Annotated in this window: 21 protein-coding genes and 1 riboswitch; of the genes, 12 read left to right on the forward strand and 9 right to left on the reverse strand. The window is 69.7% G+C overall.

Features of this window, described 5'->3' with window-relative positions; translation table 11 throughout:
* Nucleotides 1-3 precede the first annotated feature (3 nt).
* Nucleotides 4-906 carry an NAD(+) diphosphatase gene (gene nudC, locus ACFY2X_RS08385; protein ID WP_389934268.1) on the forward strand — a complete coding sequence of 301 codons (903 nt, stop codon included), beginning with the start codon at nucleotides 4-6 and terminating at the stop codon, nucleotides 904-906.
* Between the two features lie 106 nt (nucleotides 907-1,012).
* On the opposite strand, the gene ACFY2X_RS08390 is transcribed toward nudC, so the two are convergent.
* Nucleotides 1,013-2,437, reverse strand: a complete 1,425-nt coding sequence (locus ACFY2X_RS08390) for a pentapeptide repeat-containing protein (RefSeq protein WP_389934271.1) — start codon at nucleotides 2,435-2,437, stop codon at nucleotides 1,013-1,015.
* Nucleotides 2,438-2,599: 162 nt separating this feature from the next.
* On the opposite strand from ACFY2X_RS08390, the gene ACFY2X_RS08395 reads away from it, so the two are divergent.
* Nucleotides 2,600-4,999: an ExeM/NucH family extracellular endonuclease gene (locus tag ACFY2X_RS08395; protein WP_389934274.1), complete on the forward strand. Its 2,400-nt coding sequence runs from the start codon at nucleotides 2,600-2,602 to the stop codon at nucleotides 4,997-4,999.
* Nucleotides 5,000-5,100: 101 nt separating this feature from the next.
* Entirely contained in the window at nucleotides 5,101-5,472 is a 372-nt protein-coding gene (trxA, locus tag ACFY2X_RS08400; protein WP_389934277.1) for a thioredoxin, read from the forward strand.
* 139 nt (nucleotides 5,473-5,611) lie between these two features.
* On the opposite strand, the gene ACFY2X_RS08405 is transcribed toward trxA, so the two are convergent.
* Together ACFY2X_RS08405 and ACFY2X_RS08410 are read right to left on the reverse strand one after the other, a co-directional pair.
* Nucleotides 5,612-6,943 carry a class II 3-deoxy-7-phosphoheptulonate synthase gene (locus ACFY2X_RS08405; protein ID WP_389934280.1) on the reverse strand — a complete coding sequence of 444 codons (1,332 nt, stop codon included), beginning with the start codon at nucleotides 6,941-6,943 and terminating at the stop codon, nucleotides 5,612-5,614.
* A 65-nt stretch (nucleotides 6,944-7,008) separates the two neighbouring features.
* The gene (locus ACFY2X_RS08410) at nucleotides 7,009-8,226 is read right to left on the reverse strand and encodes an FAD-dependent oxidoreductase (protein ID WP_389934282.1); all 1,218 of its coding nucleotides are present in this window, start codon (nucleotides 8,224-8,226) and stop codon (nucleotides 7,009-7,011) included.
* Between the two features lie 148 nt (nucleotides 8,227-8,374).
* Here ACFY2X_RS08410 and sigK point away from each other — a divergent pair, with 148 nt between their 5' ends.
* Genes sigK through ACFY2X_RS08425 form a run of 3 tightly spaced genes read left to right on the forward strand, consistent with a single transcriptional unit; the run spans nucleotide 8,375 to nucleotide 10,202 of the window.
* On the forward strand, nucleotides 8,375-8,911 hold the full coding sequence (gene sigK / locus ACFY2X_RS08415; protein WP_389934285.1) for an ECF RNA polymerase sigma factor SigK: 537 nt from the start codon (nucleotides 8,375-8,377) through the stop codon (nucleotides 8,909-8,911).
* Entirely contained in the window at nucleotides 8,908-9,654 is a 747-nt protein-coding gene (locus ACFY2X_RS08420; RefSeq protein ID WP_389934288.1) for an anti-sigma factor domain-containing protein, read from the forward strand. The genes sigK and ACFY2X_RS08420 overlap by 4 nt, the downstream gene beginning before the upstream one ends.
* A 41-nt stretch (nucleotides 9,655-9,695) precedes the next feature.
* The gene (locus ACFY2X_RS08425; protein ID WP_389934291.1) at nucleotides 9,696-10,202 is read left to right on the forward strand and encodes a GNAT family N-acetyltransferase; all 507 of its coding nucleotides are present in this window, start codon (nucleotides 9,696-9,698) and stop codon (nucleotides 10,200-10,202) included.
* 30 nt (nucleotides 10,203-10,232) lie between these two features.
* On the opposite strand, the gene ACFY2X_RS08430 is transcribed toward ACFY2X_RS08425, so the two are convergent.
* Nucleotides 10,233-10,589: a winged helix-turn-helix transcriptional regulator gene (locus ACFY2X_RS08430; RefSeq protein ID WP_389934294.1), complete on the reverse strand. Its 357-nt coding sequence runs from the start codon at nucleotides 10,587-10,589 to the stop codon at nucleotides 10,233-10,235.
* Between the two features lie 96 nt (nucleotides 10,590-10,685).
* On the opposite strand from ACFY2X_RS08430, the gene ACFY2X_RS08435 reads away from it, so the two are divergent.
* Nucleotides 10,686-11,348, forward strand: a complete 663-nt coding sequence (locus tag ACFY2X_RS08435) for an NAD(P)-dependent oxidoreductase (RefSeq protein WP_389934297.1) — start codon at nucleotides 10,686-10,688, stop codon at nucleotides 11,346-11,348.
* A gap of 64 nt (nucleotides 11,349-11,412) precedes the next feature.
* Here ACFY2X_RS08435 and ACFY2X_RS08440 read toward each other — a convergent pair whose 3' ends face one another.
* Nucleotides 11,413-12,309: an aldose 1-epimerase family protein gene (locus ACFY2X_RS08440; RefSeq protein ID WP_389934299.1), complete on the reverse strand. Its 897-nt coding sequence runs from the start codon at nucleotides 12,307-12,309 to the stop codon at nucleotides 11,413-11,415.
* Between the two features lie 270 nt (nucleotides 12,310-12,579).
* Nucleotides 12,580-13,251, reverse strand: coding sequence for a CHAP domain-containing protein (locus ACFY2X_RS08445; RefSeq protein WP_389934302.1), 672 nt, complete (start codon nucleotides 13,249-13,251; stop codon nucleotides 12,580-12,582).
* An 18-nt stretch (nucleotides 13,252-13,269) separates the two neighbouring features.
* Nucleotides 13,270-13,408: riboswitch (cyclic di-AMP (ydaO/yuaA leader) on the reverse strand.
* 616 nt (nucleotides 13,409-14,024) lie between these two features.
* Here ACFY2X_RS08445 and ACFY2X_RS08450 point away from each other — a divergent pair.
* Nucleotides 14,025-15,077: a hypothetical protein gene (locus tag ACFY2X_RS08450; protein WP_389934305.1), complete on the forward strand. Its 1,053-nt coding sequence runs from the start codon at nucleotides 14,025-14,027 to the stop codon at nucleotides 15,075-15,077.
* Between the two features lie 52 nt (nucleotides 15,078-15,129).
* Nucleotides 15,130-16,332, forward strand: a complete 1,203-nt coding sequence (locus tag ACFY2X_RS08455; RefSeq protein ID WP_389934308.1) for a DUF6716 putative glycosyltransferase — start codon at nucleotides 15,130-15,132, stop codon at nucleotides 16,330-16,332.
* Nucleotides 16,333-16,419: 87 nt separating this feature from the next.
* Here ACFY2X_RS08455 and ACFY2X_RS08460 read toward each other — a convergent pair whose 3' ends face one another.
* Both ACFY2X_RS08460 and ACFY2X_RS08465 read right to left on the reverse strand, forming a co-directional pair.
* Nucleotides 16,420-17,034, reverse strand: coding sequence for a histidine phosphatase family protein (locus ACFY2X_RS08460; RefSeq protein ID WP_389934311.1), 615 nt, complete (start codon nucleotides 17,032-17,034; stop codon nucleotides 16,420-16,422).
* A gap of 259 nt (nucleotides 17,035-17,293) precedes the next feature.
* A complete protein-coding gene (locus ACFY2X_RS08465; RefSeq protein ID WP_389934315.1) occupies nucleotides 17,294-18,541 on the reverse strand; it encodes a PEP/pyruvate-binding domain-containing protein in 1,248 nt (415 codons plus the stop codon).
* 60 nt (nucleotides 18,542-18,601) lie between these two features.
* On the opposite strand from ACFY2X_RS08465, the gene ACFY2X_RS08470 reads away from it, so the two are divergent.
* Together ACFY2X_RS08470 and ACFY2X_RS08475 are read left to right on the forward strand one after the other, a co-directional pair.
* Entirely contained in the window at nucleotides 18,602-18,997 is a 396-nt protein-coding gene (locus ACFY2X_RS08470) for a DNA-binding protein (protein ID WP_389934318.1), read from the forward strand.
* Complete coding sequence (locus tag ACFY2X_RS08475; protein WP_389934321.1) at nucleotides 18,994-19,629, forward strand: transcriptional regulator; 636 nt, start codon at nucleotides 18,994-18,996, stop codon at nucleotides 19,627-19,629. Before ACFY2X_RS08470 ends, ACFY2X_RS08475 begins: the two co-directional genes overlap by 4 nt.
* Before the next feature lie 155 nt (nucleotides 19,630-19,784).
* Here the strand turns inward: ACFY2X_RS08475 and ACFY2X_RS08480 are convergent, their stop codons facing one another.
* The gene (locus tag ACFY2X_RS08480) at nucleotides 19,785-20,156 is read right to left on the reverse strand and encodes a hypothetical protein (RefSeq protein WP_389934324.1); all 372 of its coding nucleotides are present in this window, start codon (nucleotides 20,154-20,156) and stop codon (nucleotides 19,785-19,787) included.
* A gap of 445 nt (nucleotides 20,157-20,601) precedes the next feature.
* Here ACFY2X_RS08480 and ACFY2X_RS08485 point away from each other — a divergent pair, with 445 nt between their 5' ends.
* Nucleotides 20,602-21,588: a MepB family protein gene (locus tag ACFY2X_RS08485; RefSeq protein ID WP_389934327.1), complete on the forward strand. Its 987-nt coding sequence runs from the start codon at nucleotides 20,602-20,604 to the stop codon at nucleotides 21,586-21,588.
* Nucleotides 21,589-21,631 lie beyond the last annotated feature (43 nt).

Here is a 21,631-nt window from a genome sequence, read left to right on the forward strand (position 1 = left end):
CCGATGACAGAGACCGTCTTGCCGTACAACGGGACTCGGCTGGACCGGGCGTCCGTCCGTCGCGGCGATCCCGCCTGGATCGATACGCGCCGGCAGGCGGCGGGGAGCACGGTCATCCCGTTGTGGCGGGATAAGTGCCTGGTCACCGACATGGGTCTGGTGACGCTGCCCGCCTCCGAAGCGGGAGAGGAACCCGTCTTTCTCGGGCTTGATGCCGGGGCGGCGCTGTTCGCGACCGACCTGTCCGCTCTCGACGAGGGGGAGGCGCTGCGCGTGGTGGGGGCGGTGAGGAGCGTGGAGGTGCGCGAGCTGTTCTCCACGCTCGACGCCCAGCAGGCCGCGACCCTGGCCTACGCGCGCGGAATCCTGCACTGGAATCGAAACCAACGTTTCTGTGGTGTGTGCGGCGGCGGCACCGAGAGCCGCGACGGCGGCCACCTGCGGATATGCCTGTCGTGCGGAAAGCTGCTCTTCCCGCGGATCGAGCCTGCGGTGATCGTGCTGGTCGAAGCTCCGGGGGAGCCTCGCCGGTGCCTGCTCGGCAGGCACCGCGGCGCGGCCGGAGGGGCGTATTCCACGTTGGCCGGATTCGTCGAGATCGGCGAGAGCGTGGAGGACGCGGTGCGCCGGGAGGTGTTCGAGGAGGCCGGGGTGCGGGTCGGCCCGGTCGAATATCTGGCTTCCCAGACCTGGCCGTTCCCCGCCGGTCTGATGCTGGGATTCAGGGCCACGGCGCTGTCGGAGGAGATCGACCTCAGCGGTGACGAACTCGTCGACGCCCGCTGGTGCACCCCGCAGCAGGTGCTTGAGCTGCAGAACGCGAACATCCGGCGTGGGACTCACCGCACGGACTCGATCGAGCAGTTCCTGGTCGACTCCTGGATGCGTTCGAGCGACCCTGACTGAGTCACGCCTCCAGCCGTCCCGCCTCACCTCTCTCCTCTCACGTCGCCCGCGAACGCCGGAGGGCCTTTCCGGCCGCGGCAGCCTGGATGTCCCACAGGGCGCCCGCCTAATGGAACAGGTGGATCCCCGGGGCGGGTGCTCGGGGGCCGATCGGGCGGCGGGCGGCGTGGGAGACCGAGCTCGCCAGGAAGCTTCCGGCCGTGATGGCCGCGACCAGGACGAACCATCCCATGGCGCGGCTCATCCGCAGGCCGTACCCGCTGAGGATCCAGTAGAGCGACAGCAGCCAGCGCCCGGATGACCGGCTGGTGATGCGGCGCATCTCCATCGCCCCGAAGGCGAAGTCGGCGGCGACGGCCTTGTCGTCCACTCCGGAGCGGAGGCGGGAGTAGAGGACGGCGAGGCGGTGCGGGGTCGGAGGCTCGGCCTCGGAGCGGGACCATCCGCGCCAGATGTGCTCGTCGGCGAGGGTGCGCCGCCGGGTCCACCAGCGCAGCGGCGGCCAGCGCAGCGCGAACCGCACGCCGCGCGGGGTGGTGGCGAACGCGCAGCCGGTCAGCCGGAGCCGCTCCGGGTGACGGATTCCGCTGAAGCGGCAGTCGCTCAGGTCCACGCAGGTCAGCTCCAGCGCCTCGGCGTCCACCCCGCGAAGTGAGGTCACCCGGGCGGTGCCCCGCCCGCTGACCACGGCCGGGCCGAGCAGCGTCGCGCCCTCAAGGTCGGCGTCGGCGTCGTCGAGGCGAACGGCCAGCCGACCGGTCACCCACAGGCGCCGCAGGTCCACCGGGCAGCCGCTGACGGACAGGTCGAGGCCGTTGCCGGCCCACGCGCCGAGGAGGGTCAGGCGGCGGCCGACGGTGGCGGGAGTCAGGTATCCGCCCGCCCAGAACCGGGCCACCTCGAATCCGGCCAGCCCGCCGAACTCGGCCTTGCGGAACGACACGGCCCGGCCGAAACGGCATCCCCGGAAGGTCGCGTCACCGGTGAACCGGGTGCCGTCGAAGGTGGCGAAACCATGGAGCTCGGCGCTCTCGAAGGACACGGTCCGCTCGAACCGGGCCGTGCCGAACAGCGCGTCGCGGCCGATGGAGACCCGGTCGAAGGCCGCGTGCCCGGTGACGGTGACGCCGTGCATGGACAGTTCCTTGGCGAATCTGACCTCCCTGAAGGAGGCGTTTCCGGCGAAACGCGCATCGAAGAACGAGGCGAGGCGGTGGAAGCGGGCGTGGTCGAAGGAGACGTCCCCGCCGAACACGACGCCGCCGAACCGGGCCTCCTCGGGGAAGACCGCCCGGTCGAACCTGGCCCGGCCCAGGTGGCTGCGCGTGGCGGCCAGGATCCGCTCCAGCAGGTGCATGCCGACGGTGGTGCCCCGCAGGTCGATCGCGGAGCCGGGGGACAGGTCGCGGACGACCTCGTCGAGTTCGCCGTGATCCAGGTGTGCCAGACAGCGTCCGTACGGTTGCCGCGCCGATCCGGCGCACTCCGGGGAGGCGGCGCAGGTTACCCAACCCACGTCCAGAGTTCTCATGACCGAGTGATACCCACAGACGGCGACAAAGCGAGATCTAGGTCAAGGCAAGCCATATCTGAGACCGCTTGATCGACATGAAGTGTCAATATTCGCTTATTTCACTCTCTATCAACTTATAGGTAAGTGTCTCCAGATCAAAGGAGCTCTACGCTCCCGATCATGCGTGCTTTATCCAGCGTTTTACCCAGGACGCTCGCCGCCCTCGCGGCCGTCAGCGTCGGCGTCGTCGGAGTGACGGCCCTCACCTCGGCCCCGGCCCTGGCGGAACCGGGCAACGTCGTCATCAGCCAGGTCTACGGCGGGGGCGGCAACAGCGGCGCACCGCTCGCCAACGACTTCGTCGAGCTGTTCAACCGCTCCTCCGCGCCCGTCACGCTGGACGGATGGTCCGTCCAGTACGCCAGCGCCACCGGCACCGGCAACTTCGGCGCCAACCCGGTGGTGCCCCTGTCCGGCGTCCTGGCACCCGGCCAGTACCACCTCGTCCAACTCAGCGGCGGCGCCAACGGAGCCCCGCTGCCCGCACCGGACACCACCGGCGCCATCAACATGAGCGCCGGCGCGGGCAAGGTCGTCCTGGCCCGTTCGGCGGAGGGCCTGGCCTGCAACGGCGGCTCCACCCCCTGTACGGCGGAGCAGACGGCGTTGATCGGCGACCTCATCGGATACGGCACCGCGAACTATTTCGAGGGCACCGCGGCCCCCGCCCTCTCCGGCGCCGCGGCCGGTCTGCGCAAGGACCACGGGTGCGCCGACACCGACGTCAACGGCACGGACGTGGAGACCGCGGCCCCCGCGCCGCGCAACCGGGCCACCGCCCCGGCGCCCTGCGGCGGCGTCGAGCCCACCCCCACGCCGACTCCCACGCCGACCCCGACCGTCGAACCCACACCCACCCCCACGCCGACGCCCACTCCCACCCCGACGAAGGAGCCGTGCGAGACCCCGGCCACCCACCAGATCGCCCAGGTGCAGGGGAACGGCGACGCCAGCCCGCTGGCCGGCCAGACCGTCCGCGTCGAGGGCGTCGTGACCGCGGACTTCCAGGAGACGGGCCAGCTCGGCGGGTTCTTCCTGCAGGATGAGACCCCCGACGCCGATCCGGCCACCTCGGAGGGCCTGTTCGCCTTCGCCCGCAGCTCGTTCAAGGACGTCAAGGCCGGTGACCGGGTGCTGGTCACCGGCAAGGTCGTGGAGTTCAACGGCTGGACCGAGCTGTCGCCGGTCACCGCCGTGGACGTCTGCGGCACGGGCGCCATCACGCCGGCGCGGCAGAGCCTGCCGCTGGCCGAGGGCGCGACCTTCGAGCCGGTCGAGAGCATGCTCGTCACCTTCCCCGGGCCGCTGACCGTCAGTGACCACTACAACCTGGGCCGCTTCGGGGAGATCACCGTCTCCTCCGGGGGCCGCGTGTTCCAGCCGACCGACCGGCCGGGTGTGGACGCCGCCGCGAACGCGCGCCGGACCCTGCTCGTGGACGACGGCTCCACCAAGGAGAACCCGCCGGCCATTCCCTACACCGACCCGCACACCGTCCGGCTGGGCGACACCGCGTTCGGCGCCACCGGCGTGCTGGGATACGGCTTCGGGAAGTACCGGCTCCAGCCGACCAAGCCCATCGGTTTCCTGCGGACCAATCCGCGCCTGCCCGCGCCGCTCCCCGTGCTCGGCAACGTCAAGGTGGCCAGCTTCAACACTCTCAACTGGTTCACCACCCTGCGCTCGCGCGGTGCCGGCAACGCTGAGGAGCAGCAGCGGCAGCTGGCCAAGCTGGTCGCGGCGCTGAAGGGCATGAACGCCGACGTGGTCGGCCTGATGGAGGTCGAGAACAACGGCCAGACCGCGCTCCAGGCCCTGGTGGACGCGCTCAACGCCGAGGTCGGGGCAGGCACCTACGCGGCGCTGACCCACCCGAACCCCGGCACGGACCTGATCCACGTGGCGATGATCTACAAGCCGGCCAAGCTCCAGCTCGTCGGCGCGGCCCAGTCTTCGACCGACCCGGTCTTCCGGCGCCCCCCGCTGATCCAGACCTTCCGCCGGGTCCAGGGCGGGCAGCCGTTCACGATGGTCGTCAACCACTTCAAGTCGAAGGGGTGCGACGCGAACGCCACCGGCCCCGACGCCGACCAGGGCGACGGCCAGGGCTGCTACAACGGTGAGCGCGTCCGCCAGGCGAAGGCGACGCTGGGCCTCATCGAGAGCCTGGAGCTGCCCAACCCGCTGGTGCTGGGCGACCTCAACGCCTACGGCGAGGAGGACCCGCTCGACACGCTGGAGGCCGGCGGCCTGGCCAGTGTGACCAAGAGGTTCATCCCCGCGCCGCTGCGCTACAGCTACCTCTTCGACGGCCAGGTCGGCGAGCTGGACCACGCCCTGGCCGGCAAGGGCCTGATCAAGCGGGTGACCGGCGCGACGATCTGGCACATCAACTCCGACGAGAGCCGGATCCTCGACTACAACACCGAATACAACCCGCCGGACCTCTACCGGCCCGACGCGTTCCGTTCCTCCGACCACGACCCGGTGGTCATCGGCCTGAGCCTGCCGGGGCGTTAGAGGGGCGTACGGCATCCGGGGCGCCCGGGGCGGATGGAATGCCCCGGGCGGGGAAATGGTTATGCCAGCCGTACAGACGTGAACGACAAGAGGAGCCACAGGTGGCGACCATTGAGGTAACCGAGAAGAACTTCAACGAAATCGCCGACGAGGGAATCGTCCTGCTGGACTTCTGGGCGGCGTGGTGCGGGCCGTGCCGCACGTTCGGGCCGATCTTCGAGAAGTCGTCGGAGAAGCACGGCGACATCAAGTTCGGCAAGATCGACACTGAGGCGGAGCAGGGCCTGGCGCAGGGGTTCGAGATCACCTCAATTCCGACGATCATGGCCATCCGCGATGGCATCGTCGTGTTCGCCCAGCCCGGGGCGCTGCCCGCGCCCGCTCTGGAAGACCTGATCAGCCAGGTCCGCGCGCTCGACATGGACGCGATCCGGGCCGAGCTCGCAAACGAGATGGGCGTCCAGAACGGCTGACGCCCGATAGGGAAAGCCCCGCGACCGGCGGCCTCGGGCTCCGGGATCGTCGCGACACCTGATCCGTTCAGGGGTCGCGACGGCTCCCGGGGCCGGCCGTGAGGGCGCGGGGCTTTCGCGTGCGAACGCCTCCGAAGGCTCAGACCGCGCGGTACAGCTCCGCCAGCCGGAAGGCCAGGTCCAGCGACTGGCTCCGGTTGAGACGGGGGTCGCAGGCCGTCTCGTAGCGCAGCGCCAGGTCGTCTTCGGCGATCTCCAGGCCGCCGCCCACGCACTCGGTGACATCGTCACCGGTGAACTCGATGTGGATGCCGCCGGGGTGGGTGCCGAGCGCGCCGTGCACCTCGAAGAAACCCGCCACCTCGTTCAGGACGTCGTCCAGGCGGCGGGTCTTGTGGCCGCTGGGCGCCTCGAAGGTGTTGCCGTGCATCGGGTCGCAGATCCACGCCACCTGGGCGCCGCTCGCGGTGACCTTCTCCACCAGCGTGGGGAGGTGTTCACGGATCTTCGACGCGCCCATGCGGGTGATGAACGACAGGCGCCCGGGCTCGTTGTCGGGGTTCAGCTTCTCGATCAGCGCGAGGGCGTCCTCGGGCGTCGTCGTCGGGCCGAGCTTCACCCCGATCGGGTTACGGATCTGGGAGAAGAACTCCACATGCGCGCCGTCGAGCTGGCGGGTGCGCTCGCCGATCCAGACCATGTGCGCCGACACGTCGTACGGCCGGCCGGTCCGGGAGTCGATCCTGGTGAGCGCCCGGTCGTAGTCGAGGATCAGCGCCTCGTGCGAGGAGTAGAACTCGACGCTGTGGAACTCCTCCGGGTCGGCCCCGCACGCGCGCATGAACGCCAGCGCCTGGTCGATCTCCCGGGCGAGCTGCTCGTAGCGCTTGCCGGCCGGGGACTCGGCCACGAAGTCCTGGTTCCAGGCGTGCACCAGGCGCAGGTCGGCGTAGCCGCCCTTGGTGAAGGCGCGGACCAGGTTCAGCGTCACCGCGGAGGAGTGGTAGGCGCGCAGCAGCCGCCAGGGGTCGGGGATGCGGGATTCGGGAGTGAAGTCGAAGCCGTTGACCATGTCGCCCCGGTAGGCGGGCAGCTCCGCGTCGTCACGGACCTCGGTCGGCTTGGACCGGGGCTTGGCGAACTGCCCGGCCATCCGGCCGATCTTCACGACCGGCACCTTCGCCGCGTAGGTGAGCACGATCGCCATCTGCAGCAGCGTTTTGAGCTTGTTGCGCACGTCGTCTGCGGTGGCTCCGGCGAACGTCTCGGCGCAGTCGCCGCCCTGCAGCACGAAGGCCTCGCCCCGCGCCACCGCCGCCAGGTGCTCCTTGAGGTTGTCACACTCCCCGGCGAACACCAGGGGCGGCAGCCCCTTGAGTTCGGCGACGACCTTGTCCAGCTCGCCGTGGTCGGGCCACTCGGGCTGCTGCGCCGCGGGCAGCTGCCGCCAGGAATCGAGGTTGATGCTCACGACATACCAGGCTATTGCAACTACGTGGGAGCGCCGACCCATTGTCCACGTATTGAGAACGTTCTTTACGCATGATGAGACTTCATGGGGGTCCTGACATGTTCGGGAAGGACGCCCTGGCCGATGAAACGGCGGGCCAGAGAGCTGATCACCGGGAGCCGGGAAATGTCGCGCGGCAGCCGTACCGGCCGGGCTTTCTCGGATAGGGCGGGACGGATCACCAGGTTCTGCACCACGCGCTGGGCGAACTGGGTGATCACAGTGGGCGGGATGCGGCGGCGCTGGATCTTGGCGAGCAGCGATTCGGGGATTTCGGCTCCGGCGGCGAGCGGTCCGGCCAGCAGGTTGGCCGCGGCCACCGCGTCCTGCACCGCCAGGTTGATGCCGACGCCGAAGACCGGGGACATGGCGTGCGCGGCGTCGCCGATGATCAGCAGGCCCGGACGATGCCAGCGGCGCAGCCGGTTGAGCGCGACCGACAGCACGCTCACGTCGCCGAAGTCCGACAGCAGCTCGACGCGGTCTTTGAGGAAGGGCAGCAACCTGCCGACCGGCTCGCGGAGCGCCTCGATGCCCCGGGATCGCAGGGCGTCGAAACCGTTCTTGGGAATCATGTAGGCGAGCTGCCAGTAGGTCCCGCGGTTGATCGCCACCATCATGTGGCCGGTGGACAGCCGCAGGAACGTCTCGTCGGGGTCGGCGGACTCGCGCGGCAGCCGGAACCAGAGCACGTCCATCGGCGCGCCGTGCTCGACTGGGACGAGCCCGGCGGCCCTGCGCACGTCGGAGCGGCGGCCGTCGGCGGCCACGGTGAGCGTCGCCCGGATCTCGTGCTCGCCTTCGGGGTCCCGGTAGCGGACTCCGCGCACCGCGTTGCCCTCGCGGATCACGCCGTGCACCTCGGCGTTCATGACGAGGCGGAAGTTGGGATAGCGGCTCGCGGCGCTCGTCACCAGGTTGAGGAAGTCCCACTGCGGAACGAACGCGATGTAGTCGTATTTGCCGTCCAGCCTGGACAGGTCGGCGACCGGCACCGTGGCGTCGTCGGTCTTGAACTCCATGGAGGACATCTTGCGGTGGGGAAGCCTGAGGAACTCCTCCGCCAGCCCGATCTCGTCGAGGACCTGCAGCGTGGAGGGGTGGATCGTGTCGCCTCTGAAGTCACGCAGGAAGTCGCCGTGTTTTTCCAGGAGTGTCACCTGGACGCCGGACCGGGCCAGCAGCAGCGCGAGCATGGCCCCCGCCGGGCCGCCCCCGGCGATCACGCATGTGTTCCGATTCATAATTCATCACCCATTGAAATTCTCTCACAGGGTGGCCGCGAAGAAAACACTCTCCCTGGCAATCCGGTCGTCACCCGGTGTCGAATGGGGAGGTGTGAGGACAGAGCGTGAGCCCTCAGAGGCGCCGGTCCCCGGAGCGGGGACCGGCTTGGAGGATCTCCTGGCTCAGGTGGCGCTGGGACAGGAACAGGCGTTCGACCGGGTCTACGACCTTCTGGCCGGACCGGTCTTCGGTCTCGCCCGGCGGGTCGTGCGCGACCGCGCGCAGGCCGAGGAGGTGGCGCAGGAGGTCCTGGTCGAGGTGTGGCGCACCGCGTCCAGATACGACCGGACGCGCGGCAGCGCCCTTTCATGGGTGATGACCATGGCCCACCGCCGCTCCGTGGACCGGGTCAGGTCCGCGCAGGCCTCGACCGACCGGGAGGAGCGGGTCTCCCGGATGTCCGGGGAGGTCGCCTACGACGAGGTCTCCGAAACGGTCACCGCCCGCCTGGAAGGGGAGCGGGTGCGCCGCTGCCTCGGAGGCCTGACGGACCTGCAACGGCAGGCGGTGACGCTCGCCTACTACGGTGGTTACAGCTACCCGGAGGTGGCCGGGTTGCTCAAGGTGCCGCTCGGCACGATCAAGACCAGGATGCGCGACGGACTCGTGCGACTGCGCGACTGCATGGGGGTGGAGCGATGAACGAGGATCTCCACACCCTGTCCGGCGCCTACGTGCTGCACGCCCTTCCGGAGCGGGAGGTGGCGCTCTTCGAGGACCACATGGCCAGGTGCGAGGCCTGTGCCGTCGAGGTGCGCGGCCTTTCGGAGACCGCGGCCCGCCTCGCCGCGGGAGCCGCCGAGACGCCGCCCGCCTCGCTGCGGGCCCGCGTCATGGAGCGGATCGCTGAGGTGCGCCAGGAACCGCCGCTGGTGGAGCGCTCCGCCGAGCCGCCACCCGGCGACGTGGTACGGCTCAGGCCCCGCTCTCCGTGGCGCGGGCGTGTCGCGACGGGCCTGGTGGCGGTGGCGAGCGCGGCCGCGGTGTTTCTCGGCGTCGTCGCCGTGGACGCCGTGCGGGAGCGTGACGCGCTCCAGCGGGTCGTGGCCGTGATCGCGGCCCCCGACGCCAAGACCGTCAGGCGCCCCGTCTCCTCCGGGGGCACCGGCACCATCGTGATGTCGCGGGCGGAGGGGCGGATGGTGTTCACCGCGCGAGGCCTTCCCGCACTGCCCGGCTCGCGTGTGTACCAGCTGTGGCTGATGGGGTCCGGCGGCGTCCGCCCGGCGGGGCTGCTGGAGCGCACCTCCGGCGGCGTCACGGCCCCTGTCCTGGCCACCCCGCTCGAAGGCGACGACCGGGTCGGCCTGACGGTCGAACCGGAGGGCGGCTCCGAACAGCCCACCACGACGCCCGTCATGGTGGCCAGGATTCCATCCGCCTGACGGGTGACGCGTGCCGTGACCGGTTCGGCGACAGTTGTGCCATGACCGTTTATGAGACCGAGAGACTGATCATCCGTGAGTGGACCCACGACCAGGCCGATCTCGACCGCGTGACCGACCTCTACTCCCGTGAGGAGGTCACCCGCTGGCTGCCGCCCTTCACCTTCGAGGCGGCAGCGGCGGTGGATCGCTGGCGGGCCTTCCACGAGCGGGATCGCCGGTTCGGATCCTGGGCGGTCGAGGTCCGCGACACGGCGGTCGCGGCCGGGACCGTGCTGTTCCGGCCGATCCCGGGGGGAGAGGGGGAGGTGGAGGCGGGCTGGCACTTCCACCCCGACTCCTGGGGGAACGGCTATGCCACCGAGGCCGCCAGGGGCGCGGTCGAGCGAGGCTTCGCCTCCGGGCTGGAGGAGGTCTACGCCCTGGTCATGCCGGGCAACGAGGCGTCCATGGCCGTCTGCCGCCGACTCGGCATGACCCCGCGCGGGCGGACCCGGCGCTTCTTCGACATGGAGTCCGAGATGTTCCACCTGCCCCGAGACCGGTGATCTCTTCGCGGCGGCGCGGCGGCACTCGCGTCATTCCTTGAGAGCCGCCTCGCGGGCCGCCATGACCTCGTTCACGTTCTCCTCGGCCCAGTCGGTGATGGCCTGGATCGGGGTCCGCAGCGTCCGCCCGAGCGGAGTCAGCTCGTACTCCACGCGCGGCGGCACTTCGGCGAAGACGCGCCTGGTCAGCAGGCCGTCACCGGCCATCGCGCGCAGGGTCTGCGTGAGGACCTTGGGGGTGACGCCATTGATCATGTTGCGCAGCGTGGTGAACCGCTGGGGGCCGTCCAGCAAGGCCAGGACGACCAGCACCGACCACTTGTCGCCGATGCGGTCGAGGACCAGCCGGGTCGGGCAGTTCGGGTCGAACGCATTTCCGCGCTTCATAGTTTCCAAAGGGTATCAAGAGAACTTTGAAGTAACCAGTATCCAATGGATACCTTCACTTCCGCGACCATCGTAGGAAGAAAGTGGAGGTATGTCATGAGAATTCTGCTCATCGGAGCCGGCGGCATGATCGGGAGCCGGATCGCGGCCGAGGCCCGGGCGCGGGGACATGAGGTCACCGGGGTGACCCGCAGCGGCGCCGAGGGGACCGAGAGGGCGGACGCGAGCGACGCCCCGGCCGTGGCCGCGCTCGCCGCCGGCCACGACGCCGTGGTCCTCGCGATCGCGCCGCCGCGTGACGGCTCGGAGGCGTCGGGCCCGCTGCTCGCGGCCGGGCACGGCGTGCTCGAGGGGCTGCGCGCGTCGGGGGTAGGCCGCCTGGTGGTCGTCGGGGGAGCGGGCAGCCTGGAGGTGGCGCCGGGGACTCGGCTCGTCGACACCCCCGGATTCCCCGACCTCTACAAGGCCGAGGCGCTGGCCCAGGCCGAGTTGCTGGACCTGATCCGCACGCGGGCCGGCGATCTCGACTGGACCTATGTCTCGCCCCCGGCGGAGATCGCGCCGGGGGAGCGCACGGGGGCCTACCGGCGGGGCGGTGACCAGCTGCTCACCGACGCCGACGGCAGGAGCTTCATCAGCGCCGAGGACTACGCCGTGGCCCTGGTGGACGAGCTCGAGACGGGCCGGGGCACCGGCCGCCGCATCACCGTCGCCCACTCCGGCCTCCCCGCGGGCGAGGAGCCGGCTGAGGAGTCCTGACGGAATCTCTCCGGCGGCAGGGGCTCCGGCCGCTTCCGCATCCGTCGCGTCCGTCCGGCGCGGGTCAGACGGGGGAGATCGTCCAGGAGGTCTCGACCTTGTCGCCGGGCTGGAGCACGATCAGATCGGTGCCCGAGTTGAAGGCGTCCGGCGGGCAGGTCATCGGCTCGACGGCCAGCCCCGCGTGGTCGAGCCCGGTGCCGGTGCACACCTGCACCCAGGGCAGCCTCGCGGCGTCCCAGCGGAGCTCGACCCCGCCGGCCGGGCCGCTCACCCGCACCCGGACCAGCCCGTCGGGGTCCGGGAGGAGGCCAGTGAAGGCGTGGTCCACGGCGGTGGCGCCGACCGGGCGTGAGGTCCTGAAGTCGTACGGCGTGCCGGAGACGTCCTCCAGCGAGCGCGGCAGCAGCAGGTCGTCCACCAGCAGCACCGTGGTCGCGGGCACGCGCAGTTCGTATTCCTCGACGCTGTCGCCCGCCAGCAGCCACGGGTGCGGGCCACAGCCGTAGGGGGCGGGGCGGTCGCCGAGGTTCTCCGCGGTCAGTGTGGTGGCCAGCCCGTCGGGAGTCAGGGAGTAGGTCACCTGCAGGGCGACGGTGAACGGGTAGCCGGGGGAGGGGGTGATCGTGTGCGCCAGCCGTACGAAACCGTGCTCGTCCTCCACGGCCAGCCACTCCACCGCCCGCCAATCGGCTTCGGCGACCAGCCCGTGCAGGGCGTGGCCCCTGTTCTCCTCGTTCACGGGAAGCCGGTAGGTCTCGCCGCCGAAGGCGTAGGAGGCGCCGGCGACCCGGTTGGGCCAGGGAGCGAGCAGGGTGCCGCTGTAGCAGGGGATCGGCCCGTCCTCCGGCCAGCTGGTCACCAGGTCGCGTTCACCGTGCCGGAGCACGCGCAGGGCCGCGGCTCGCTCGGTGATCTCGGCGTACATGGCGCCGCTGCGGAGGGTGAACTGCCGGGACACGGGGGTCCTTTCGCCGGGGATGGAAAGTATGTGCGACCCGCTCAAGTTACACGTGTCCGATCGGGCGGAGTCACGCTTGATCGGATGGGTGTCCAATGTCACCGCGGGGCGCTCCAGGCGCCCGCGCACGGCCGCCGCCGGGGTGGGTGAAGGGTGAACAAAAGCGGCGAGCGGTCCCTGCGAAGGGGGATCGCAGGAACCGCTCGCTCAAGGAGCCTTTTGAGTTCTCACCCCGAGGGGAGGGGCGTGCACCCTACCGGCGCGTTTGGGTCAGCCGCTGTAGACCGGGTAGCCGTAGCCGACGACCTGGGAGGTGGGCCGAACGCGCTGCTCGACCTTGCCGTTGCCGGTGTTGCCCTCGATCGTGGTGATCGTGCCGTCGCCGTTGTCCTTCTTCACGAAGCCGACGTGGTCGATCCCGTCGATGCTCTTGCCGCCGTTCCAGTCGAAGTAGACGACGGCGCCGGGCTTGGGAGTGGTGCCCCAGTGCCCGTTGTTCTTGAACCACTGGGCGTGGGTGACGGTGTAGGCGTCCCAGCCCATGGTGGGACGGATGCCGGCGTGGTCGCCGACCCAGGAGACGAACATCGCGCACCAGGGAGCGTTGGCGTAAGCCCGCACGCTGCCGCCGTCACGGGCGACGGTCTCCTGGGCCCGCTGGGAGGACATGTACCAGGCGTGGAACTTGGTGCCGCCGCCCTGAGCGTTCTCCGAGACACCGATCTGCTTGGAGGCCAGGTCCAGGACCTGCGCGGCCGTGACCTTGGGCAGCCGCTGGGCCTGGTTGTTGGCGACCTCCGCCGGCGGGGCGCCGACGGGGCTGTGTCCGGGCGTGTCCGCCAGGGCGGGGGCCGCGATGAGGCCACCGGTGACGGCGATGGACGCACCCACGAGGACGCGGGCCAGACGGTTCATCTTGGGGGTGAGGCGGTGCTCGGTCATGCGGGGATTCGACTCCTTGCTTCGCTTCCATACCGCCTACCGGGTTAGCTGACGGGTTCGGGCTGGGAAGTGCCCTACGGCGCGTGAAAGCGCTGATTCACCCCAGAAACGTGGTTCCCCGGTTCCGCGAGACTCGCGGATTCGGCGGCCGGGCTCATCAGGCGGATTGGTCCGTTCCTGACAAGTTCGGTCGGGCAATGTACTGGCAATGCGCAGGCCTTGGCAGACCTAGGCGTTCGCCACGAATGAGTAGAAGCTACGTGAACCGGACAAACGATTACAAGTCCGACACATTGCCTTGACTTGGGAAAACGCCCCAATCGAGGGGGAAAGGTTGGAAGTTCCGGAGCTGTCGCGAGAATGTGCCCGCGATCGATTCGGCGCCGGAAACCCCTGTGAATCAGGCGTTTTCGAGCGACGGCATCGGCGAGGAGCCGCCATGGCGCGGCTTTGCGCTTCTCTGACCCGGCCGTCACCGTAGATCTTTTAGCTTGCGACCGTTTTAACCTGCGAAGATGCCCGTGCGCGTCATGATCCCGTCTTGGGATTCGCCGTGAACCAGGCGGCGCCCGGCGGGGACGGCACCCGGCGGGCCCGCCCTTGACGAAGAGGTCCCAGGGGGCCTGCCGGTAAAGGGCGGACCATGTGAGGGCAGGGACTCGGCGGCCGTCCGGCCGGGCTCGGCCCTCCCGGCCGGGGCACAAGTTGGTGTATTCGGGTGTTCACCCATAGTTCCCGGGCGTGTAAGACATCCGGGTTACCGTGGGACAGTCGTGAACGGGTCATCGCCCGGCGTGGAGCACGGTCGAGACCACGCGCGGGAGCAGGGTTCGGCCGTTGCCTGGGTGGAGTCCCCGCTGCAGATGCTCTGCGCCGTGGAGGCCCACCACGCCGGGCTGCTCGAAGCGCACACCCGGGTGGTGCCCCGGGCCGGGCTGCGTCCGCTGGCCGTCACCCGCCGTGAGATCTCCCGGCTCGGCCTTCCCGGCGGCCTGGAGCTGCCCGAGCCCGAGCCCGAGATGCCCAGGCCCCGTCGGGGCACGACCTGGGCGGTCGGTGACGCCTTCTCCGGCAAGGTGCAGGTCGGCTGGCTCACCGCGCTGCCGGGCCGCATCGTGATCGTCGACGACGGCCTGGCCACCATCAGGCTCCTGGAACTGCTCACCGGCCGGATCTGGACGCCGCTGCTGAGGGCCCGGGCCACCGCCGGTCCGCTCGGGACCAAACTCAGGAGCGTGCTGGGGACGGCCGCCGGCCTGCGGCTGCGCGCCGCCGCCCGATCGGGGCGGCTGTCCGTCTTCACGGCGCTGCCCGTGCCCGCCGAGCTGGCGCGGGCCGTACGGGACAGGGGCGTCGAGCTGGTCACCCACGACTTCGCCTGGTTGCGGTCGCAGCCCCTGCGCAGGCCGCGCCCCGAGGAGCGGACCGTCGTCCTCGGCACCTCGCTGGTCCGCAACGGCCTGATCCACCGTGACCGCTACTTCACCTGGCTGGCCGGGCTCGGCTCGGCCGAACCGGTGGCCTACTTCCCGCACCGCCGGGAGGACCCCCACGATCTCGCCCGGGTCAGGGAACAACCCGGGATCACCGTTTATGACGGTGGCATCCCCGCCGAGATGACCCTGCGCGGGCTGGCCGCGGAGCAGCGGGTGCTGAGCCTGCCGTCCACCGCGGTCACATCTCTGCGGGTGCTGCTCTCGGCCCGCGGCGTCACCGTGGAGACGGTCGACGTTCCCGACGAGTGGTGGACCGCCCAGGCGGCCCCCTCGCTCCGTTCCCACCTGTCGATGTTCGCCCATCACGACGCTGGAGTCACAGGGTCATGACCCCCCGGATGAAACGGATCGATCCGAGGGGACCCCACGCTGGAGGTGCTTGTTGAAGATCCTGGCTGTGGCCGACTCGGATTCCTACCTGAAATGGGCCGCCTACCTGCTCGGGGACCTTCCTTCGAGCTGTACGGCGGAGCTGACGGTGATCCGTACCCCGATCACGCCCTCCCCGGCCCAGATCCACGCGGCCGTCGCGGGCGCGGCCACCGATCCACCCGTGCTGTCGGCCCGGGCGCTGCGCCGGGCCGCCGAGCGGCTCAGACCCGACGTGGTGCTGGTCGCCTGCACCGGGCCCGTGGTGGACGTGCTGGTCAGCGAGGTGCTCGCCGGCCTGGCGCCGAGACCGGTGTTCGTGTCGGGGCTGCCGGGGATCTCCATCCCGGCGACCGAGAAGGCGTGGCTGTTCCGCAGCGGATGTGACCTGTTCGTCCTGCACAGCGGGCGGGAGGTGGAGGAGTTCTCGGCGCTCGGCCGGCAGCTGGGCGGAGGAGGGGCGGTGGGCCTGGCCCGGCTGCCGTTCCTGCGCGGCGGGACGGAGGTCCCCGTCACCGGTCCCCGCAACCGGGTGGTGTTCGCGACCCAGGCCAAGGTGCCCAAGCGCAGGGAGGAGCGCGAGCAGATCCTGCTCGCGCTGGCCACGCTGGCCGAACGCCGTCCGGACCTGGACGTGGTGGTCAAGCTTCGTGCCTTGGACAACGAGCGCCAGACCCACAACGAGCGCCATCACTACCAGCGCCTGTGGCAGTCGCTGGCCGACGGGGGCCTGGTCCGTCCCGGCGCCGTACGCTTCGAAGCCGGTTCCATGCACGAGCATCTGGCCCACGCGGCCGGGTTCGTCACGGTCAGCTCGACCGCGGCGCTGGAGGCGATCGCCCAGTCGGTGCCCCTGCTGGTGCTGTCGGACTTCGGGGTCAGCGCCGAGATGATCAACCTGGTCTTCGAGGGAAGCGGCCTGCTCGGCACCCTGGACGACCTGTCCGAGGGGCGTTTCCTGACGCCGGACGAGGCCTGGTGCCGGGCGAACTACTTCCACCAGCCCGGCGACAGCGACTGGATCTCCCAGCTGGTCGCCCTGGTCGGCCAGGCCCGTTCCGGCCGCCTGGTCCCCGCGCGATCGCTGCTCGACGGCCCGGAGTTCGCCGCCGCCCGCCGCCGTGCCCGCCTGCGCGTCGAGGTTCCGCCCAACGTGCTGCGCGTCGGCTACCGGGCCAAACGCCGGATGCGCCGCTATCTCAACGCCCTCGGCTAGACGAGTAAGTCCGAGCTCCACGCCGAGCATGTGCTACCCGGTCGGCGTCACGTAGCCGAGGAGCACGTACGGATAGCAGGAGCCACGTCACGGCCTCATGCCTGCGAGGAACCCGGTCCAGCGCAGGTCGGGCGGGAGGTGGCTCATGTCGTTGAACATCACGATCGTGGGCGGCAGGCCGTTGCGGTACTCGATGACCGTCAGTGCGGTGTTGGCGCTGTTCAGCCCGAGCCACCGGGATGGCGGCGCGTCCAGTGCGTGCCGCACCAGCCACGCGATCTGGTAGGCGTGCGTTACCAGGACGTCGTGTGTGTCGGGCCGGGTCTCTTTCGTGGTCGTGTCGGGGGCCTTCGCGAACCGGGCAACCAGGGCCTCGGCGAGTCTCTGGCCCGAGGCTGCCTCGGTGTCGTCGTAGCCGTCGAAGAAGCCGGCCCAGGACGGGGGTGTTTCGGCCGCACTGGGAACGTAGGGCACGTGGTCGACGAGTTCGGCGGCCTCAGTCACGGGCACGTTAGGTAGATGCCGGGCGAGTTCGTGCGCGCTTGCCACGGCGCGTGGTAGCGGAGAGTGCCACACGGCGTCGACCGGTACGCCGGCGAGCCGTTCGCCCAGCAGGTCCGCCTGCTGGCGCCCGATGTCGGTGAGCTCCCCGAACGCGTCGGCCGCGCCGTGGCGTGCTAGGTAGAGGTGTCGCGTTGTCATTAGTGGTTAGGGGCGCGGTGTCCGTGAGGGCCCGCTTCCCATCTCCTTTCGATCCGTAGATGTGGGTTCGGCGGCGGGATGCTTGGGTGGGGTCGGCTCTTGATCTGGCAGAGACCGAGGAGACCGTGCGCGGCCGGGCGGCGCGATCATCGTCAGCGAACGGGGCGGGGTCCGTGCCGTTGCGACTGCTGACACTCTTGCTACGTCGGCGGTGTGCGACTTCTGGCGATGTCTCCCGGCCAGGGACGGAAGTGATCAGTCAAGCGTTTGTGGCCGTGACGGTGCCGGTGGTGCCGTCGATGGTGATGATGGTGTCGTCGTGGAGCCTGCTGGTCGCGTTTGGGATGCCGAGGACGGCGGGGATGGCGTGCTCGCGAGCGACGATCGCGGCGTGGGAGAGCACGCCTCCGGTTTCGGTGACGACGCCGGCGGCGATGCGCAGCAGCGGTGTCCAAGCGGGGTCGGTGAAGGGGCAGACGAGGATGTCGCCCGGGTGCACACGTGCGAAGTCGCCGGGACCGCGGACGATTCTCGCGGTGCCGGTCACGGTCCCGTGACTGCCTGGTGTTCCGGTGAGTGTGGCGGCTGGGGTGGCCGAGGTGCCGGAAGGCGGTGTTGGTGGTGGGGGTGCGGCGGTGACCGGCCGTGCTTGCAGAATCCAGGTGCGGCCGTCGACGATCGCCCACTCGATGTCCTGCGGTCCACCGAGTAGGGCAGCAATCTCCTTGCCCAGCTTGGCCAGCTGTGTGGCGGTCGCGTCGTCGATCGTCGGTTGGTTCCGGGTGCGGGTGGGTACGTCGCGAATGACGAGCTGCGTGCCGTGCCGGTCGAGGCGGGTTCGTTTGTCTGCGATGGCGCGTGTGACCGACCCGTCGTCGGCGACGCAGTAGGCGTCAGGGGTGACCTTGCCCCCGACGATGCTGGGGCCGAGGCCCCAGGACGCCTCGATCTGGGTGGCGTCGTTTGGGTCTGCGGGTGTGAACATGACCCCGGATACCTCGGCGTCCAGCTGGCGTTGGACGATGACGGCCATCATAAGATCGTCGGACGGCTGGTCGTCTCGGCCGGAGGTACGCCGGTAGTCGATGGCACGTGGAGAAAACAGCGAGGCCCAGCAGGCACGCACGGCATCGGCGACCTCGCTGACTCCGTGTACGGCGAGGAAGCTCTCGTGCTGACCGGCCGCCGATGCCTGACCGGTGTCTTCATTTGCTGCCGATGATCTTACCGCCACGGGCGGATCGCCGAGCTCGTCGAGTGCGTTTCCCAGCGCATCGATCACGGTGGCGTGGACCGGGCGGGTCTCGATCACCTGCCGCGTTGCGTCAAGATCGTCCGACTCGCTGGCGAACCGCCCGAGGTTCAGGTCGCGGACAGCGGCGAGGTAAGCAGCGAACGAGACGACGAAGCCATCAGGAACCGGCAGGCCCGCGCGGAGCAACGCGCCGAGTGCGCCGGCCTTGCCCCCACAGGTATCGGCGACAGCCTCCGTGAGGGGTACGATCATCCACCTCAACCCTTCAACAAATAGTTGACAACATTTTGTTGATTATGAATCATGGGCTGCATGCAACGCAAGCACGACATCGCTCACACCGTGCACACTGACCACATCCAGGCCCACCGTGAGCAGGACGCGCGTGAGCGCCTTCTGAGCCTGGGCGCAGATGCGCTCGACGCCCGCCCGTGGCGACCCTCGCCCGCCCCGCTGTCGGCGGTCGACCTCGTGCAGTTCGCTGTCTGGCGCTGGGCCGATCTGGGCCCGGAAGACATCCTGAGCACGCTCGCCCTCCTGCCCGCCGCACGCGACGAGGTCGAAGGACTCGAAGCCGCCCTGCTGTTCACGGCCCGGAGCGCAGGACTGACCTGGGCACAGATGGCGCACGCAATGGGGTTCAACTCCCCGCAGGCGTGCCAGCAGCGGTACACCCGCCTGGCAGCACGACAGGACGCCGGCTCGTGACGCGGGACTCTCAGCCCGACCTGCTGGTCCTGCACGCCATGCGCCTCACCGGGTTCGCAGACACCCCGGTGATCGCTCATCGGTTCGGGCTCGATGCGGCCAAGACGAAAGAGGCGCTGTGCGACGCCGAGGCACGTGGCTGGGTTGAGCACACCGCCTTCGCCGGCACCGGAGGTTGGTCGTTGACCGAACCGGGCCGGGCCGAGAACGAGCGCCGGCTCGCGGCCGAGCTCGCACGCGTCGGCGGTGCCGACGAGGTCCGTGACGTTTACCGCGAGTTCCTCCCGCTGAACGCCCTCCTGTTACGAGCCTGCACCGACTGGCAACTCCGGCCCACCGCCGGCGATCGGCTCGCCGTCAACGACCACTCCGATTATGCCTGGGACGCCAGAATTCTCTACGAGCTCGCCGGCATCGACCGCGCACTCACGCCACTCGCAGACCGGCTCGGGAGCGTCCTCACACGGTTCCGCGGATACGACACACGATTCACCACAGCCCTGGCGCGCGCCCGAGCCGGGGAGGGCGCCTGGGTCGACCGTACCGACGTCGACTCCTGCCACCGTGTCTGGTTCGAGCTCCACGAAGACCTCATCGCCACGCTCGGCCTCGACCGGCGCGCGGAACCCTGACCTTACGCTTCCCCGCCCACATCCACTCGGCTGCCACCGCCGACGCGCCAGCGACCGGATCATCTTCGACTCATGACCGCACCCCTATCCGTACGGCCTCCTACAGCCCCGGGTAGAAGCCCGGAGAGCCCAGCTGCTCGAACCAGCTCGGTGGCTCAGACGCGGTGAACGCGTTGGCCATCGCGTCCAGCCAGGCGCCGAACGTGGGGAAGGTCGCCGCGGCCCACCTGCTCGGGCATGTGCACGAGATCGGAGTTCAGCGCAACGATGGCATCGTCACCGACGACGACGAACTCGATGTACCCGTTGGATGAGACGTCCCAGCGCTTACCGGCAAAGGTGTTGTGCTCGGCGAGGAAGGCCCGGTAGCTGGGCGGAGCCGTCCAGTCGACGGTTCCGAAATGGGGCTTCAGCCCGGTCTCGCGGTCGCGGACGGCTTCGGCGGAGGCGGGCTCCGACGCCGTGATGATGACCGTTCCGGATTCGGCGGCGCGGTGAAGGATTGCCAGACTCTCGTGTATCGACATCGCGGTCCTTGACCGGGTGATCGTACGGCTACGTGGGCGTGGCCCGACAACTACAGGTGCCTGATTGTGGCCGATGACAGCGATCGGCGGGATCCGTAGAACCACACCAGGCGATGACGCATTCAATTACGCGGCGTCACGTTCGAGAACCCCGGCAGCCCGAGTGGGCAAGTCCTGACCCAGCCCGCAGACAGCCCCCATCCGCACCAATCCACGTGGCCTCTCAGGCGTCCTTTGTGGATAGCCGACTGGCGGAATCAGCCCGCGTTGCGGGGTTCTCGCCGGGTGAGCACCAAGGGGGCGTCCTCGGTGATGGTGACGGTGTGCTCGGAGTGGGCCGTGCGCCCTCGTCGGACGTGGCGAGCGCGCCAAGTGATCGCTCCTGTGGGCGCAGCGCCCGCGATGGCAGGGTGACGATGGTGTACAGGCGGCAGCCTGTTGTCCAGTGGACAACAGGCTGCCGTTCATGACACCCAGACGACGCAGGCGCAGTCCCGAGGAATCGCGGGGGGAGCTGCTGGCGGCGGCGGCGGCCCGGCTGATCAGGGAACGAGGTCCGGACAATGTCAGCTTGAGACAGATCGCAGAGGCGGCCGGTGTCGCCCATGGGCTCGTGACGCACTATTTCGGCACCTATGCCGCCCTGGTCCGGGAGGTATTGACGGCCGAGAACGATCGTGTCGAGGAGCGGGTACGCGAGCGGATCAGGGCCGAGCGGGGTGTACCGACCGCTGCGGGGATCATGGGAGTGCTGTTCGACATCCTGGCCGATGAGCGCTACCTGCGCCTGTTCGTCTGGGCTGAGATGCATTCCGACTATCAGGGGGCCGCGCGGCCGGAGCTGGTGGAGCTGATGGACGCGATCGAGGCCGGGATCCGCGCCGCACTGGCGGGGCGGCCCGTTCCGAGCCGGTCTCGCATCGAGGCGGTGGCGAGATCGATCTGTGCGACGCCCGCTTCACCAACCACGAGATCAGGGTCCGTGTCTTCGCCCTCTGGGGCTACACGGAGGTCACCGTTCCCGACGACGTCGAAGTCGAGGTCAAGGGCTTCGGCCTGTTCGGCGGATTCGACAGAAGCGCCGTCCGCAGAAAGCGGGGGGCGCCGCGGGTCGTCGTCAGCGGCCTTGCCTTGTTCGGCGGTGTCGGCACGAAGGCCAAGAGGGCACGGAAGACGTCCTGACCAAGAATCGGGCGCCGGCTGGGGCCAGCTCGGCCAGTTCGTCTTTCCCATGGACGCGCTCTGCCAATGCGGCGTCGTGTCAGCAAACGGTTCCGGTGGGAAACGAGCCTTCCGCGTCTACCCGCCCTGGGTGACCACCACCAACCGCCAAGCCAGCACTGCGCAGGCGTGGCAACTGGACCACTTCCTGCACCTGCCCCAGGACCGACCCATCGACTCCGCCCGCGCCCAAGAGCTCTACTACCCATAGGACGGACAACCCAGCCGGGGTGACACGATCGCTGATCGCCTAC

Origin of the sequence: Streptosporangium sp. NPDC000396 (assembly GCF_042898655.1) — a bacterium.
Classification (GTDB): Bacteria; Actinomycetota; Actinomycetes; order Streptosporangiales; family Streptosporangiaceae; genus Streptosporangium.